The organism is Paenibacillus sp. ACRRY (assembly GCF_022346995.1).
Lineage (GTDB): Bacteria > Bacillota > Bacilli > Paenibacillales > Paenibacillaceae > Paenibacillus.
In genome coordinates this window covers 715683-732483 of sequence record NZ_JAKRNM010000001.1, presented here as the reverse complement: position 1 = coordinate 732483, position 16801 = coordinate 715683, and the positions used below count along the sequence as shown (strand labels likewise).

The window sequence follows — 16801 nt, the reverse complement described above, 5'->3', positions numbered from 1 at the left end:
TCCTTATAATGAGGCCCACATAACTGTTTTTTAAGCTTTGTTAAGCTCCAGACTACTTAAAAATCGTTCAACAAAAACATCACCATACATTTTCTTCATATGTACCGTGTTGAAAATATATTGTTCCATATGCTCAAGCTTGCGCAAACTGCGTACAAGTACTTTTCGATCATCGTCAGATAAATTAGGGTCATCGTCTATCTTCGTCATCGCATTTTTCACACGTGCGGATACCTGTTCAACATACAGATGGTTTTTGGATTTTGGCGGTATACATTGTGTCAGGTCACAGTTTACAAAACGAACACCTTCAAGGATGCAGTTTTCAAAATTGGCGATTAGCTTTTGTTTCCCATTTCCCTCAAATGTAATATCCACTAGCTTGCCGGTAAAGGAACAATTGACGATATTCGCCGCTTGCAAAATCCGGTCATTGAATCTACATTTAACAAAAATACAGTCGATAAACGTAGCATTCTCCAAGGTCATGCCTCTCATATCGCAGGAAGAAAATTCGCAATTGGTGAAAACAGCTTCGCCTCTGGCAATGCCAATAGAGCGCAAGTCAGAACGAATAAATGTACAATGCTCAATCGTACTACCGGCAAAAAATCTCGCATTTGTAAGATCACAGTTGTCAAATACAAGATGATGCAGAGTACAGCTCCAAAATATGGGTGAACCAATATTCGAGTTTTTTATGGTCGTTCCGCTTAGTGTTACGTGTTCATACCTGACAATATCTAAAAATAATTCGTTGTCTATTGGTATACCGGACTCGAGTCTTCTCATCTTTCTCTCCCTTTCATTTCTTCCTTCAGAATCTCTATAACTAAAAACCGAAATTCTCGATCCATCATCTCAGGTTTAACAGGCAATTATAGATAACATATTATTTTGGCAGAATCTATACAAACCGTCGGGTGTTTCAACACAAGGCGGTTTGTTTTATTTTATCAACAGCTGGCTTTCCGAAATATTACATGCTGGACTAGTAAATACTACGGAAAAGTTGGATGAAGCTTACATAACGGAGGTCTCTTCATGGTATTTACAATCACAATTATCATCGTAGCACTATTCGCAATATGGGGAGCTGTCGCCCCAGATCAGCTGGCTAATGCAGCTAACGTAGCCTACAACTTCTCTATTCAGAATTTTGGCTGGTTTTATTTGCTGGCGACACTGTTCTTCCTGATCTTCGCTTTTTATCTGGCATTCAGCCGATTTGGCAGTATCAGGCTGGGGGATGACGATGATGAACCGGAATATTCTACGGTTTCCTGGCTGTCCATGCTGTTTAGCGCTGGTATGGGTATTGGGCTGGTTTTCTGGGGAGTTGCTGAACCGCTGTCCCACTATTTATCTGCACCGGAAGGAGCGGTACCCGAAACAACGCAAGCCGCAAGACTTTCAATGCGTTATTCCTTTTTCCACTGGGGGCTGCATCCCTGGGCCATCTATACCGTCATCGGCTTAGCGCTCGCTTATTTCCAGTTTCGGAAAGGCTACAAGGGGCTAATCAGTTCCACCTTTATTCCTTTGATCGGTGAACGGCTTGCTGCAGGCTGGCTTGGCAAGGTCATTGATATTCTGGCCGTCATTTCCACCATCTTCGGTGTTGCGACTTCGCTTGGTTTGGGTGCACTTCAGATCGGTGGGGGGTTGAATTACTTATTCGGTATTCCCAACTCAACACTGTCCCAAGTTGTCATCATCGCCATTGTAACTGTTTTGTTTTTAATCTCGGCAACCTCCGGTCTGGATAAAGGTATTAAGATTTTGAGCAACACCAACCTCGTTATAGCTGTGCTATTAATGTTGTTTGTTTTGGTGACTGGGCCGACTTCTTTTATATTTGATACATTCACGACCACCTTGGGCAGTTACCTGCAGAATATTATTAACATGAGTTTGAGACTGACGCCGTTCTCCAGAGAAACCTGGATTGGAACCTGGACGCTATTTTACTGGGCATGGTGGATCTCGTGGGCACCTTTTGTTGGCACGTTTATCGCAAGGGTATCCAAAGGAAGAACCATTAAGGAATTTGTAATTTACGTCATGGTTATTCCAAGCCTCTTCGGATTTATCTGGTTCTCCGTCTTTGGAGGAACCGGACTTCAGTTGGAATTGTTCAATGCCACCCATCTGGCGGAGGCCGTCAAAGAAGACACAACAACCGCTCTATTCCTTATGCTGGAGCAGCTGCCTCTAGGCACGATTACAGCATTCGTTGCTACTCTTCTGATCATGATCTTCTTTATTACGTCGGCGGATTCGGCTACCTTTGTGCTGGGCATGCTGACTTCAGATGGCAAGTTGGATCCGAGTACAAGAGTAAAATTAACCTGGGGAATCTTGCAGTCCGCCATCGCGGTAGTATTATTGATTAGCGGTGGTTTAAACGGCCTCCAGACAGCCTCCATTGTGGCCGCGCTGCCGTTTGCTGTTGTCCTTATCGGTATGTGTGTTTCCCTACTTAAAGCCTTGCAGGCTGAGGACAGAGAACGCCGTCAGAAGGAAAAACGGCAGCGCCAAAAACTGAAACGACTGCTGGAGGAACAAGAACTCGCAAAATGAGATCCCTTGCAGGTAATATATACTTGATCACTATAGAGATGGCACCTGCCTTTAGGCGGGTGCCTTTTTATGAGACTTTAGCGTATTTTCTCAACTCATACATACAACCATTGGCTTACATTCATTTTTTCTTAACTTTATTCTAACGCATTGACGGCAACCGAATGTTTGCCCCATTTTGTCTCGTCAGTTTTATGCCATGGTTTTAGCTTCACTCTTATATTCGCTGAACGTACATCTCGTTTAAAATCTGATGAACACGATACGAGTTATCAGGTAAGTGAGATTCAACAAACGACTGCACAGCGTCTCTTTCAATGTTATACATGATTTCAATTTCTTTGGAGAAACGTAATTCTCCTGCATGAAGTGCTTTTTCTAATGTAGGTAGCTCTTTAGGCTGGAGATCTTCACTGACCATTTGCTGTAGAGCTTGCACGTAGGTTTCCAGAGATCGCGCTCCCACAATTTTTACGCCTTTATTCTCTTCATTGACCATAACAATGGAAGGGAAACCTCTGACTCCAAGACGAGCTACCATTTGAAAATCCTCTTCCAATAGATCCTGGGCTGATTCTAAACTGGCCTCTTCCACAATTTGCTTACCATCCATACCCAACTGGTTAACGATATCGACCAATATTTCTTCTTCAGCAACATTTCGATTGAAAGCAAACACCGATTCACGAGCACTTCTTAGAAATTCATGTTCTTTCCCACCCTCTTTGCTTTGAATTACTTTATATACTCGGGAAGGAGGATACGAAGAAAGAATAGGGTTGGTATGCCACAATGATCCATCTATCGGCATCCGGGAGTGTTCACCTACTTCTTTCCAATGCTGCGCCACATCAGAAGGTTTTTGGATTCCATTACCGCCATCCAAGAAACCCTGCCAGCTAGCAAGTAGTCCTCCCATCACAATGTTTAGATCGAAATAGTGACCGTACTCTTCCACAAAACGATTCAATACGGGTTCAAGTGCCCAGCAATGGGAACAGATTGGATCTGTTGCGTAGTAAATCGTTACCTTCTTTTCAATTGGATTTAGAATAAATTCTTGCACGGCATCATCGCCTGTCTCTCCACATACTCCCGTTTCCAGATCACACATCATGTTTTTTTCATTCATGTTTATCCCACCTTTTCGTGTTTAAATCCCGTGAACACACGATTTCAGTAATATTTTTTCAAAGTGATACCATTGAATATCTTCGTGTAGTATGATTATAATACCTACATTATTTTGAACAAGTACTATTATTTTTCTTACCTAGTATCAATAAGTAACTATTGGAGGTTTTAAGGTGAAATACAACTTTAAAATGGATGAATTGTGTCCAGCTACTTATGCGTTTCAAGTGATTGGTGGTAAATGGAACTTGCCAATACTAGCCATTCTTAGTGAAGATAAAACCATTCGCTACAATGAATTGAAGAGAAAGCTTCATGGCATTACGGGAACCATGTTAACCAATTGTTTGAAAGATCTGATTGATTATGGGATTGTGCATCGAGAACAATACAATGAAGTCCCACCCCGAGTCGAATATTCATTAACAGCCTCAGGAGAGAAATTAGTACCTTTAATAGAATCCATAGTAAGTTGGGGCGAGGATCATATTAATTCAGGAGGAAAACATACCAGTTACACCTCAAGTTAATTAACAACCAAGCAGAAAACTCCTTAATTAAGTGCGCTTCTGCTTGGTTTCGCTAAAATTAGATGCTACTTTATCGCTTCTGTTCCTGATCTACACATTTCATCGACAACTGACTGTTCATGCAGCAGCACATTAGCGTAAATAATACATGCTATAGCATGTATTTGAAGATATTTATTCTAGCTACCTTTCTCCACTATTCCTCTTGGACATTGGAATAGAGTTTATTCAAAAGAGACTTTAACTGCGATAACTCCTCAGTATCTAGTCCTCGAGTGACATAGTCATGAGCGTTTTTTACCGTTACTAATAATTGCTGTTTCACGTCAGCGCCCTTCTCAGATAGATATAAATAATGAGAGCGTTTGTCTTGATCATTTAGTACTCGGTGAACCATTCCTTTACGCTCTAAAGAATGTATCATTCTAACTACCGTCGTCTGATCACGATCTATGGCCTCCGCTAATTCTTTCTGCGTCAACGCTCTGTCAGAATCTAAGTAACAAATAATGCTCCATTGCTCAGGAGTCACATGATAAGGCTTTAATTGTTTAGTGAAATAATTAGTTAATTTAACATCTGTGCGATGAATTAAAAAACCGGTAACGTTATATAAGTCCATGGAATTACCCTCATTCTTCCTATTCTTATGACCATTATAGGTGATCTACGATGGTCTTACAAATCACAAGAAAGCACTAAGGAGAAGCTGTAGCCAATAGGAACTATAGCGTTAACTGATTCCGGATTTCATCTCCAATTTATATCCTAGCCCCCAGAAAGTCTTAATCATAGAGGATGCATCTGGTGAGATCATCGCATAGTGAATACGATTAGAATAAGTGGATGATAGACACACTCAAACTAAGTACAAATAATACAATGGCTGGAATTGCTTTTTGAAATGGATCTTTTGCCAGAACAACTAGTGTAAATGCTGCTGCCAGCATGGTGCCTCCCAAGAGCAACCCTGCCCAAAGAGCTATAACCGGAATCCAGATACCAATAACCATTCCCACGGCCCCGACAAGTTCGAACAAACCTGTCAAGATATTAAAGAATGATGGAAGCCCAAAACGTTTGAATTCATCCGCCATTTGACCTGAAATGATTTTAGAACCAGTAAAAAGGAAAATAACACATAATATTACTTGGATAGCTGTAACTAAGATAAACATAGTAACATCCTTCTTTCTTCTGAAATAACTAGCGAAAATGAAAACATGCTATAGCATGTTTTATGAGTGATGCCTAGTCTCATCAACAGCCACACATCATAATCATATATTCACACCCCTCCAAACAAGATACATGCTACAGCATATATTTTGTTTGATCTGATTCACATTGTCAACATTGAATAATTCTTTTCACAAAACAAAAGCAACCGTTCTACACAGATCGGTTGCTTTTTGAATACTCTCTAAGGATTCAGTTTAACGGCTCCAATTAAAAGCCTTGCTACCGTCCATATTATGGATCGATGATTTGCCTACCCACATTCACATCATCAACCTTCCATTGGTTATCAACGAAAGTATAGAATACATACCGATTAATAAGCTCCATTTGGATAGAGTTCGTATCAAAGTAAGCCGATTGGTGCATTCGTCCTGATGTGGTACTGTCATAGCTAATACTGGCTGTGTTTGTTAGGATGGCGTTATTTTGAATTCCTTTGCTACGAATAATCTTGTTAATAAACTTTTCCGTAAAATAAGGCTTGAAATACTCACGAATTTGCGAATAACTGGAGAGATCAGTAGCTTCATTTATCTTCTTATTCAGAACGTTTATTCTCTCCTGACTCATCCTCCATGGCTTTAATGGTTCTGTATGGATATAGACCTGTTCGAGACCGATCGTAATGGTTGTTTTTCGCTCTTGTTGGGACCACAGCGCTGTTCCACCAAAGGCTTCAGCAAAAAGACGTGCTGGCACATACGTTGTCCCGTTATTATCAATTCGTACAGGCATATCAAGACTGATCGCATTGTTGTTAATAAAGGCAGTGCGAGAATTAACACGCAGCAAGAGTTCTCGCTCTCCGCGAGTAATGGTAATGCTTGCTTTATCTTGGTTCCAGATCACTTCTGAATGGAAGTGTTCTGAGACAGCACGTATAGGAATCAGCATTCGCCCATTTTCGATTTTCCCATTGTCGATTGGATTCGAAATACGATCTGCGAAGCTAGTCCGAGGATTACCGATTAGTAGAGTACACACTAATGAGAGTGTTAGTACGAGTATTGTTTTTTTCATGTATGCCTCCCCTTATGTTCGCTTTTATACTTTAACCCTATTAGATTAACAGTCAAACCAATCTTTTTCGCATTTAACCAATCATAATTCAAAAACCTCCGGCAATATTTACAGGAGGAATTTGTCCGTAAGTAGTGATTCTATTTTTGTTTAAAGATTATTACGGTTTAGGGATTCGCGAAATATTCTGCGGGGGAACCCAGCAACTCGGACACAATGCGTACGGGCACCAATGAACTATTCTTCTTCAAAAGTAAAGGTGAACTGCTTTCCCGTTCACTTTCGCTGTCTTCGAGTTCACTTTCATACGGATCGTCATGTTATCTTTGCTGATGGTTACCTCTTTTTTTGCTCTGGTTTCATTCCACCTTCAAACCCAAACGTTCCGAAACAAATCGAATGGATACATAAGCTCGGCTCGATTCAATAAACGGTGCTACGTTTAGCGCAGAGGATCTCTCCCCTATCAACCAAGGTTACTGATTTCATATCTTTTCTGCATAATGGGAGCATTTTCATCCTTTTTAGAAGCTGCTTTATGGCTTGCTCCAATTGCTCGTCTTGAAAACTTACTTCAAGGGTATCCTGCTCCATCTATGCCACTCCTGGTGAGCTGACCAAATGATAAAAACCTTAATCATTTGGTTTCTATCCCCTCTTCTACTGGTGTGTAATGGTAATTACGCTTATACCTGATAAGAAGTTGTGGTCCAATATTTTTCATCTCACTAAAAGATCAAGAAGTTTCATATGTAAAAACAGAAAAAATATATTCTTGGGCTATTACTTAGCAAATAAAATAAAAAACGCAGTACCTTGTTGAATTATTAACAAGATGCTGCATTTATTCATTAACGTTCCTTATAATTCTACCTTTATCTCCTCCCATGTGTCTATGTATCGATTCTGTACCACTTCGTCATCCATATCTGCGATCAATTCCTGGATAAAATGGTTCAGTTCATTCAGCGAATGATTATTTGCCCATTGTGACAATTCCTCTACGACTTCCTCTTGATAAATGACAAGGGAGCCATAAGCCATATCATCAATTCCTTCATGAACAGGCAATGAGATACTATTCCCCTGATAACGATCCAAAAGGAGAAGCAGCTTTTGGGGTAGCAACATTTCAGTTTCCGCCAAGCTGAGGGAGAACATATCTGTAAGATACGGAATATCATCAATGACACCTGTTCCGGAGTCGCTCTGTGACTCCCGTATGACTCTGTTGCTCCATCGTCATAAATGTTCAGATTAAACGGTTTCTTACTGTCATACGGAAGTATACTGTCTTTATCCGGATCAGTAATCATAATGTGCTCTGTTCTAGTAAGATCTGCGGGCAGTTCTTCTTCCAACGAATGTCCGAGAACTCCCGGATTGCTGCTGTCCAGTCTTGTTGAAAATCCCTCCGGCATAGAACTTCCGTTTTCCTCATAGGTGAATCGTCTTGAAATTTGATCGACTGGAACCAAAATATCTGATGTAACATGATTAATGACAATAGGACTACTAAAATGATTTGCCAGTGCAACCGGGGAGAATGCTTCCCATCTTTCGACATCTTCTTTATCCGGAAAGTTATCCAATATCGGCTCAAACATACCGGATACCATACCTAAAAACGGAATCGGCAAATCCATCATCGCTTTCAACATTTCTTTTTCACCGTTATCTGCGGCAGTTATCATTTTAAAGAATCCTTTAAGCATAACCCAGCCCATATTGTCGTTTATGTTGTTGCCCTCCAGAAAATACTGGTAAAAATTAAAGTATACATTAGCAATCGGTGAATTTGCGACCGAAGCAGTAATCCCCATCTGCAAAGCATTAAGCATGAGTGTCGTATATCCACCTGCGCTGCCCCCAACCAGGGCGATTCTTTGATGATCGACTTCTTCCATATGACGAAGTGTATATAGGGCGGCGTTATTGAAAACTAGATCATCATCCGTCAGCTGCCCGTTGTACTTATTATCAAAGTTTGTCGGTGAAGCAACCATCCATCCTTCAGCCAGATATTTGCGCAATTCCACAGCATCCTCGGTCATTTCATAGTGAGGAATATAGATGACCGGCATCGGCTGCTCCCCCTCCGGAATATAGAGCCTCATTTGGCGGGTGTCCACAATATTGTCCTTGCTGATGTATTTTATATCAATAACTCTCTGCTCAATATTTTTAAGAGGAGGAAGTTCTTCTTGAGACTGTGCTTGTTGGGCAAAAATCTTATCCATATCTAGTTCACTGCTATCCACTTTAGAAGGGAATAACATATTTTTAATTCTCAGTCCCACGATCAAAAGAACGATGACCAATATACAAATACCAATTATTTTAATCATTTTTCTCATATGAACTCCCCTTATGTTTGGGTCAGCTTCTAGCATTAAAAACACTTTTATACTGAACGAGTATCCCCACTTGAATGCACTTCACAATGATAAAACTGAGAAACAACAGTCCGAGGAAGAACAGACCCATTTTTATAAATTTCATTATTCACTCCTCCCCACATATTGGAGCAGATTCAATCTATTCATTACGCAATGCTTCAACCGGATCTTTAGCTGCAGCCATTCGAGATGGAAATACACCGGCTATAAGGGTCAGAAGCGTACTTCCCAAAATAAGAGCTACCGCATGTATGGGATTAAGAATTGCGATATTGGAAATCTCAGCGTATTGCTGAATAAGTAAATTAACGGGATACGTGATCGCATAGGTGATTCCAACTCCCAACACACCTGCAGCTAAACCGATAATAATCGTTTCTGCGTTAAAAACTCTTGAGATATCTCGCTTGCGAGCTCCTACACTGCGGAGGAGTCCAATCTCTTTGGTACGCTCTATGACAGAAACATACGTTATAATTCCAATCATAACTGTCGAAACAAATAAAGAGATCCCGGCAAAACCCGTTAATACATAAGTAATTCCATCTAATAGTTTTTTCGTAATAGAGGTAATGCCCTCTGCAAAATCCGAGTATATGATCTTATCTGTGTTTGATTTATTATCATTATAGTGATCCAGATAACCTTTGATCCGTTCTTTACCCTCAAAATCTTTAGGGAATATGTCGATACCAATTGGCTTTGTAGATACCCCTAGTAAAATCTCTGCTCGGTCTCGGGCCTCCTCATCTACAAAAGGAGTGCCGCTGAGTACATCAATATTCGATTTTGCCTGAACCTTTGCAATCGTGCTTTGTTGAGAATCCATAAGGAGCGTTTTGGTTAATTCGTAAGTATGAGCTATCCCTTCAGTTAAAAGCCCACCCTCAGCCCCTTCTTTTGCACGCAAAACCCCTGTTATTCGGAGACTGATTGCCGTTGAATGATTGTATAATTTGCTGTATTCATCTGGTGTGGCAGCTACAAATACGTTATTACTTTTCCTTGTGTAAAATAGATTGTTTGGGATAACCTTCAGGACGGTTTTTCCAATAAAATCAGTCATTGAATAATTCGATTTCACATCCGTGATGCCCATTTTCTCGAAAAATCCATTATCCAACCGGTTAAACTTGTCAACAACTAAGACCACTTCATTCATCTGAGTAGGTAATCGGCTTCCTTCCCCGATTAGATCATACTGCGATAGGACGAGGTCTTGGTTTTCCGGAAGTTGCTGCCAATACGACGTCCCGCTCAAGTCTCCTGCTTTGTTGAAATCAACTACGCTGTCTTGTCCATTTGCCAAAAGGTTCAGGTGTAATCCGTATTTAAACGTTACATTGGAAACGGAGTTAGGAAGCTCTGTATTGAGATCGCGGATATCGTTAAGAAATGAATCTGTGATGTTGTTCACGTGTTTCTGACTCTCCGCATCGGAAGGAATAGGATATATCAAATCTTGAATTGGATATTCTGTCAGGTTAGTTGTAGGATTAGAGCTTCCTCCTGTTCCTTCGACTGTGCCAGCAGTGATGTTGATTGGTAATCCACTTAAGGTACTCGATTGCATGGAATCCAGATAAGTTGATAAACCATTGGAAAGTGCCAGAACCAGCGCTACGCCTATAATACCGATACTGCCTGCAAAAGCGGTCGTAAGTGTTCTGCCTCTTTTGGTCAACAGATTTCGAAACGATAGCATCATTGCGCTTTGCAGGGACATGGATGTTTTCTTCATTTTTATTTTGTCCGTATTAGAAGTTGTTTCTTCCATTGACACATCATCTTCATGTAAAGGATCACTGTCAGATACGATCTGACCGTCTAACATGCGGATAATGCGATCTGAATAGATTTCTGCTTGCTCGGTGTTATGGGTGACCATGATCACTAGTCTTGTTTCGGAAACGGCTTTTAGAATATCCATGATCTGCTCACTGGCATGACTATCTAGAGCACCTGTTGGTTCATCCGCAAGGATAATATCCGGGTTATTAACCAGTGCTCTTGCAATGGCAACCCGCTGCATCTGTCCTCCGGACAACTGATTTGGCTTTTTCTTCATATGTTGTGAGAGTCCTACCTCGCGTAGCGCTTGTTTGGCTCTTCTTTTCCTATCAGCCGACTTAACCCCAGATAGTGTCATTGCGATTTCGACATTCTGCAATATCGTTTGGTGCCCGATTAAGTTATAACTCTGAAATACAAAACCTATGGAATGATTACGATAAGCATCCCAATCCCGTTCCTTATACTTAGCTGTGGGAATTCCATTAATCAATAGATCTCCGCTTTCGTATTGGTCCAACCCGCCAATAATATTTAAAAGCGAAGTTTTGCCACATCCCGAGGGCCCGAGTATGGAAACCAGCTCATTTTGACGGAAACCCACACTTACTCCTTTTACGGCTATTACATGTTCACCGCTCGTGTACGTTTTTTTAATATTCATTAATCTAAGCTTCATTCTATGTTCCTCCAGATTTGATTCAATTCAATACATTGCCCTTGGCTCTTAAAGTACTATAGCGGATTCAAATAAACTGAAAATAAACGAAAGGAAAAAAAAGAAAGATCCCTATTGGCATAAGGAACTTTCCATGTAAAACTCAACTAAAACGTATACATAGGGACGATCTTCATACATGTGAACCTGCCGAAGAAATTATTTATAGCAAGTAGTCGTTCATTCCCCGTTTTGGGTGTTCCTCATACAATGATCCACCCACACCTTTCTAGACCCATATACAGGGAGTTTGAGCAAACCAGATTTATTTCTACGAATTCAGATTTTTTCACTAAAAAAGGACTGGAATCCAGTCCTTGATCAGAATGATCGCATGGTTATAGCAGTATGTCAGCATGAATCATTGACTTCTCATAACATCTTGCCAGTTCTCATTTGCAAGTAACTCTGCATCGTTACCATAGAATACGTTTCCTGCCTGTGGATCACCTTTCAGCCAATACATAAACCAGGCTGTCATATATCCGTCAGCATGGGTGAGCATATCACCGTGGTCCGTGTTGACCCGCCTTGCCATAACTTTGGTTACTGTATCGGGAATATCCGTATAATTTTTATAAAGTGACCAAAGTGGAGTAATACCTTGTCCTTCGGTTGCCGTGATGTCTTCGGCAGTTCCCGCATCAAAAGATCCTGTACCAGCAACCATAAAATAGGGAATATTGATCTTTGATACGTCGTAGCTCCAATCCGTTCCCAATTGGTTTTCCTGTCCCCAAAAGCTTGAAGTGGTGCTAGCTGTATACATGGCTTTGTAATAGCTGCCGTTGTCCTGCTTGGTTACCGCATTTATTGCTCCTACGCCGCCTTGTGAATGTCCCCCAATTCCGATGTTATCTACATCAATCTTTCCATAAAAATCACTAGTGCTATCCTCGTTCAAACTTAGCATGAAGTTAAGGCTCGCAGATGATGATGCTCCTGTTCGCGAATTTTCGTCCTCATTACCAACCACAATGAACCCCCATGAAGCCAGATGTTTAAAAACTGCTTTGTATTTTGAAGCTGTGATCCCCGTACCGTTGGCCATGATAACGAGGGGAAGTTCAGACGAACTTTCTTTCATTTCGGATGGGTACCAAATCTCATTTTTTTTAAAGGCTTCATTTTCTGAGTCAAATTCCTGATAAGAAACCTTGTATGGCCCGAGTGCTGTATACTGTGCTTCGCTAGGTTTATCAGTCTTTACTAACTTATAATAATTTTGATTACGATACGAAAAAATCGCTAAAATCCCAACAATAACAACAATTACGATAACCACTACAGTCAGCGCTATTCTTTTGATTATTTTCATAAACCTTCACCTCATTAACCTTTCCATTCTCCCCATCATTTAACGGTTATTTCATGAAATCATGGCCAGAATAACATGCACATGATTTTGTAAACCTAATTTTACAAGCAATTGATCATTCTAATATAGATCCGGCACATCCTGAGTTTGATAATTGCACGCCGCTGGACTTACATTACCATGAGTATATAAACTGAAAATAAACAAAAGCGTCTTACTCGTGGTTCACATCAAACAGGAGATTATGATAGAATGCCAGTTCAGTTATTACATAGTTACGGAAAGGATTGATGGGAATGTTTCAAATTCTCGTTGTAGAAGACGATAAAAATACGGCCAAATTAATGAAAACGATCATTGGGTCTGCAGGATACGAGGTGTTTTTGGCGGAGAACGGCACCGTGGCATTAGAATTATTAGACAAACAGCATATTGATTTAATGGTTCTTGATATCATGATGCCTCAAATGGATGGATTCGAGCTGACTCAAACGATCCGAGAGAGCAAAAATGATATTCCTATTCTGATGGTTAGTGCAAAACATTTGCCGGCAGACAAACGTAAAGGCTTTATGGCAGGAACAGACGATTATATGATCAAACCTGTAGACGAAGACGAAATGCTGCTTCGGATTAAGGCTTTGCTTCGGCGAGCCAAGATCCAAAATGAACGGAAGCTTCAAATAGGAAAAATCATGCTGCAATACGATGAATTATCGGTGTCAAGAGAGAATGAAGTGCAGACATTGCCGCAGAAGGAATTTTATTTATTGTACAAATTGCTGTCGTACCCAGATAAGATATTTACCCGTATTCAGTTAATGGATGAAATTTGGGGTATGGACTCTGAAACAAGTGATATTACGTTAAATGTTCACATCAACCGTCTAAGAAAGCGATTTGGAGATTATCCGGAATTTGAAATCATATCCATCCGAGGTATTGGCTACAAGGCGGTAAAACATAGTGAGTAGAAGGATAATAAACTTTCTCAGAGAGAGATCGTTACGTGGATTTGGGCTAACTTTTATGTTTACGTTCATTGTGTTGTTTATTTTGCTCATATCCATTTTTCTTTCGTTGGTCATTGTCGTGTTTTTTGTGTATATCGGACTCTACACTTCCCCTCCAGCCGAAGACCCTAATTCAGGAGGCGGCTTAGTTCTTGTTACATATTTTGGAACCGTGAGTATTCTGGTCAGTATCCTTGCATCGTTGATATTTAGCCGAATCCCGCTCTCTCCCATTCGAAAAGTTATACATGCTTCAGAAGAGCTGGCCAAAGGGAATTTTTCCGTCCGTATTCACCTTAAGGGGCCTAAAGAGTTAAGAAAGTTGAACAGAAGTTTTAATCACATGGCTGAAGAACTCGGTAGTCTTGAAATGCTGCGGTCCGATTTTATTAATAATTTTTCGCATGAATTTAAAACACCGATCGTTTCCTTACGAGGGTACGCGAAAGTTCTGAAAAGAAAAAACTTATCCGATGAGGAACGCAATGAGTATTTGGATATCATCATCAATGAATCGGAACGTTTGGCAGAACTTGCTACAAATGTGCTTCAGTTATCCAAGATCGAAAGCCAAGCCATCATCACTGAGAAAACAACTTTCAACTTAACCGAGCACATCCGAACGGTTATTGTATTGTTGGAGCCGAAATGGTCTGTGAAAAATATAACCTTTCAGTTTGATTCTTCTGAATTTATGGTTACTGCAAATGAAGATATGCTTAGTCAAGTTTGGATCAATCTTCTGGACAATGCCATTAAGTATTCGCCTTCGTATTCCGAGATCACAATCGATATGAATTCGCAGATTCAACATGTTAGTATATCTATTCACAACAACGGTCCAGGGATTGATGCCTATGAGCAAAAGCACATATTTGATAAATTCTATCAAGGAGATCCTTCTCACGCCTCCCCTGGCAATGGATTGGGTTTAAGTATAGCGCAAAAGATTGTTATATTGCATGGTGGGACGATTCGGGTTGCAAGCTCAGGTGACACAGGTACAACTTTTGAAGTGATTCTTCCTTCAACCTAGAATTAATCCCATTTTCTCAGCATCTAGATTGAGAAAATGGGATTATTCACTTATGGTATGCATATTCAAATTCCTGCAACTACAGGAAATTAATTCTTATTTAACTCACGATTTTTTAAAAGTAAAGTCATTTCTTCTGAAGTTTCCTGCATACCTCTAGCAAACCATTCTTCAATCCATCCGAACAATCCATATGAAAAATAAGCTGCTACATAAGCACCAAAGTTTGGATATTCTGGTTTTGGCCCGAATAGTTCTTTGAGTATTTCTTTCAGCAGATAGAACAATTTCCTTTGGCTAAGAAGCAGATAAAAATCTCTATTTTTACTAAAGTGTCCGAACAAACTCCCCAAAAGTTCATCTTCCGATGTACCACCACTATCTTGATATTCCTTATACCAACTGTCTATTAATTGATAAAGATATTCTTTCAGCACATCTTCTTTTTCATCATAATTTCTGTAAAACGAAACGCGACTTACTTGTGCTGTTGAGGTAAGATCACTGATTGTAATCGCCTTGAGTTCTTTCAATTTCAACAAATCAAGAAGTGATTTTGTAATTTGAAGCTTCACATGTGTGTTTTTCAATCTTTTATCTTCCACGTTACATTTTTTCCTTTCTGTATCATTTTCTGTTGATTCATTGATTCTGATTTTAACCAATGATACATTTGTTACACAAAAAATGATACGTCTATTTTATGGAGTTCATACAACGGATGTATTCAGTAGATAAAGGAGAAATTGATAACCAAATCCCTCTGACGGAAAAGGCCCGAACATTATGTAAAACAACTCAAGGGATAACACCCCTAAGAAATGGATAAGGAGATTAAGAGATGACACTTTCACAAAAGCGTATAGTTATTCTGATTTTAGTTATCATCGTAGCTGCCGTTTTGGGCCGTCTTGCGGTGCGGGCATTTATGAACTTTTTGCTCGGCGGTACATTGTTTGGAGGTAACTTCTTATGAAAAATGAAAGAAAAGGCAGGAAAAAAATATTGTGGGGATTTATTTATGTAGGTGTTTTTATTCTTGTGTTCGCGGCTTCAGCAATCATCAAAATGACATACAATCCACTGTCTGGAGAGATGCAGGTTCATTGGAATGACACCGTTGGGCATGTATATTCTGATATCGCCTATGACGATAAGAAGCAAAATAAATTTGATCTCTATGTCCCAGCAGACAATACAAAGAAAAATTATGGTCTTGTCGTCTATCTCCATGCAGGAGGTTTTTCGACTGGTGACAAAAGCGATGATGCCAATATGCTGGAATGGCTTACTTCAAAAGGTTTTGTCGCCGCTGGTATTAATTATACGCTTCGTAATGAAAATAACCCCGAAGCCAGTGTATACACTATGTCACAGGAGATCAAAAAAAGTATTCCCGTTGTAAAAGCGGAAGCGGAAAAGTTAGGCTACAATCTCGATAGAATGGCGATATCCGGTGGCTCGGCAGGTGGAACTCTGGCGCTATTGTATGCTTACCGTGATGCGGACACCTCTCCTCTTCCTGTAAAAATGGTGTTTGAGATGGTAGGTCCACCGAGCTTTTATCCAGAGGACTGGGTTACCTACGGTTTGGATCAGAATCCAGAGGCAGCAGCAAGCTTATTCAGCGTTATGTCTGGTAACGCGATTACAACAGATATGATAGGAAAAGCAAGCTATGATGAAGCAGTCAGAGATATTTCACCGTTTATGTGGATTGATAAAAATACTGTACCAACGCTAGCTGCCTATGGTAAATACGACAAGGTCGCCCCGTTCGGAACAGTTAAATATCTGATCAATGCATTGGAAGAAAATAATGTTCCCCATGATTATTTCGAGTTTTCTCATTCGGGGCACGGTCTGCAAAATGACAATAAGCTATATTTAAAATATATAGAAAAGTTGAATGAGTACCTTGATCGATATATGGGGAGTAAATAAGACAGATTAGTCCGCCTAATACAGATCAGAAGCATTCTGACATCAATAAATCTGCTGTAATGTTGAGTTCCGC

At 40.2% G+C, this 16801-nt stretch carries 19 protein-coding genes; 6 read left to right on the top strand and 13 right to left on the bottom strand.

Annotated elements, in window-relative coordinates; all coding sequences use genetic code 11:
* Positions 1-30: 30 nt before the first annotated feature.
* Positions 31-792 (bottom strand): pentapeptide repeat-containing protein, encoded by a 762-nt coding sequence (locus MH144_RS03155; protein WP_239297622.1) that lies wholly within the window; start codon positions 790-792, stop codon positions 31-33.
* A 252-nt stretch (positions 793-1044) separates the two neighbouring features.
* On the opposite strand from MH144_RS03155, the gene MH144_RS03150 reads away from it, so the two are divergent.
* Positions 1045-2583, top strand: coding sequence for a glycine betaine uptake BCCT transporter (locus MH144_RS03150; RefSeq protein ID WP_239297621.1), 1539 nt, complete (start codon positions 1045-1047; stop codon positions 2581-2583).
* A 217-nt stretch (positions 2584-2800) separates the two neighbouring features.
* On the opposite strand, the gene MH144_RS03145 is transcribed toward MH144_RS03150, so the two are convergent.
* Entirely contained in the window at positions 2801-3715 is a 915-nt protein-coding gene (locus tag MH144_RS03145; protein WP_239297620.1) for a DsbA family protein, read from the bottom strand.
* Positions 3716-3890: 175 nt separating this feature from the next.
* Between MH144_RS03145 and MH144_RS03140 the strand changes: the two genes are divergently transcribed.
* Entirely contained in the window at positions 3891-4247 is a 357-nt protein-coding gene (locus tag MH144_RS03140) for a winged helix-turn-helix transcriptional regulator (RefSeq protein ID WP_239297619.1), read from the top strand.
* A gap of 196 nt (positions 4248-4443) precedes the next feature.
* Here the strand turns inward: MH144_RS03140 and MH144_RS03135 are convergent, their stop codons facing one another.
* The 10 genes from MH144_RS03135 to MH144_RS03095 all read right to left on the bottom strand — a co-directional run bounded on the left by MH144_RS03135 (position 4444) and on the right by MH144_RS03095 (position 12735).
* On the bottom strand, positions 4444-4869 hold the full coding sequence (locus tag MH144_RS03135) for a MarR family winged helix-turn-helix transcriptional regulator (protein ID WP_239297618.1): 426 nt from the start codon (positions 4867-4869) through the stop codon (positions 4444-4446).
* A 211-nt stretch (positions 4870-5080) separates the two neighbouring features.
* Positions 5081-5425 (bottom strand): DoxX family protein, encoded by a 345-nt coding sequence (locus tag MH144_RS03130; RefSeq protein ID WP_239297617.1) that lies wholly within the window; start codon positions 5423-5425, stop codon positions 5081-5083.
* A gap of 295 nt (positions 5426-5720) precedes the next feature.
* Positions 5721-6509 carry a stalk domain-containing protein gene (locus MH144_RS03125; RefSeq protein WP_239297616.1) on the bottom strand — a complete coding sequence of 263 codons (789 nt, stop codon included), beginning with the start codon at positions 6507-6509 and terminating at the stop codon, positions 5721-5723.
* 247 nt (positions 6510-6756) lie between these two features.
* Positions 6757-6816: a hypothetical protein gene (locus tag MH144_RS03120; RefSeq protein WP_239299240.1), complete on the bottom strand. Its 60-nt coding sequence runs from the start codon at positions 6814-6816 to the stop codon at positions 6757-6759.
* A gap of 52 nt (positions 6817-6868) precedes the next feature.
* Positions 6869-6979 (bottom strand): stalk domain-containing protein, encoded by a 111-nt coding sequence (locus MH144_RS03115; RefSeq protein WP_239297615.1) that lies wholly within the window; start codon positions 6977-6979, stop codon positions 6869-6871.
* Positions 6933-7103, bottom strand: a complete 171-nt coding sequence (locus MH144_RS03110; RefSeq protein WP_239299319.1) for a hypothetical protein — start codon at positions 7101-7103, stop codon at positions 6933-6935. Before MH144_RS03110 ends, MH144_RS03115 begins: the two co-directional genes overlap by 47 nt.
* A gap of 267 nt (positions 7104-7370) precedes the next feature.
* Positions 7371-7505 (bottom strand): hypothetical protein, encoded by a 135-nt coding sequence (locus tag MH144_RS30700; RefSeq protein ID WP_275439947.1) that lies wholly within the window; start codon positions 7503-7505, stop codon positions 7371-7373.
* A gap of 5 nt (positions 7506-7510) precedes the next feature.
* Positions 7511-8866, bottom strand: a complete 1356-nt coding sequence (locus tag MH144_RS03105) for an alpha/beta hydrolase family protein (RefSeq protein WP_239297614.1) — start codon at positions 8864-8866, stop codon at positions 7511-7513.
* 181 nt (positions 8867-9047) lie between these two features.
* Positions 9048-11378: an ABC transporter ATP-binding protein/permease gene (locus MH144_RS03100; protein ID WP_239297613.1), complete on the bottom strand. Its 2331-nt coding sequence runs from the start codon at positions 11376-11378 to the stop codon at positions 9048-9050.
* Positions 11379-11778: 400 nt separating this feature from the next.
* Positions 11779-12735 carry a poly(ethylene terephthalate) hydrolase family protein gene (locus MH144_RS03095; RefSeq protein ID WP_239297612.1) on the bottom strand — a complete coding sequence of 319 codons (957 nt, stop codon included), beginning with the start codon at positions 12733-12735 and terminating at the stop codon, positions 11779-11781.
* Positions 12736-13031: 296 nt separating this feature from the next.
* On the opposite strand from MH144_RS03095, the gene MH144_RS03090 reads away from it, so the two are divergent.
* Together MH144_RS03090 and MH144_RS03085 are read left to right on the top strand one after the other, a co-directional pair.
* Positions 13032-13709 (top strand): response regulator transcription factor, encoded by a 678-nt coding sequence (locus tag MH144_RS03090; protein WP_239297611.1) that lies wholly within the window; start codon positions 13032-13034, stop codon positions 13707-13709.
* A gap of 55 nt (positions 13710-13764) precedes the next feature.
* Complete coding sequence (locus MH144_RS03085) at positions 13765-14784, top strand: HAMP domain-containing sensor histidine kinase (RefSeq protein ID WP_239297610.1); 1020 nt, start codon at positions 13765-13767, stop codon at positions 14782-14784.
* A gap of 89 nt (positions 14785-14873) precedes the next feature.
* Here the strand turns inward: MH144_RS03085 and MH144_RS03080 are convergent, their stop codons facing one another.
* Positions 14874-15389 (bottom strand): TetR/AcrR family transcriptional regulator, encoded by a 516-nt coding sequence (locus MH144_RS03080; protein WP_239297609.1) that lies wholly within the window; start codon positions 15387-15389, stop codon positions 14874-14876.
* Positions 15390-15625: 236 nt separating this feature from the next.
* On the opposite strand from MH144_RS03080, the gene MH144_RS30695 reads away from it, so the two are divergent.
* Positions 15626-15760, top strand: coding sequence for a hypothetical protein (locus MH144_RS30695; protein ID WP_275439946.1), 135 nt, complete (start codon positions 15626-15628; stop codon positions 15758-15760).
* Positions 15757-16728 carry an alpha/beta hydrolase gene (locus MH144_RS03075; RefSeq protein WP_239297608.1) on the top strand — a complete coding sequence of 324 codons (972 nt, stop codon included), beginning with the start codon at positions 15757-15759 and terminating at the stop codon, positions 16726-16728. Before MH144_RS30695 ends, MH144_RS03075 begins: the two co-directional genes overlap by 4 nt.
* Positions 16729-16801 lie beyond the last annotated feature (73 nt).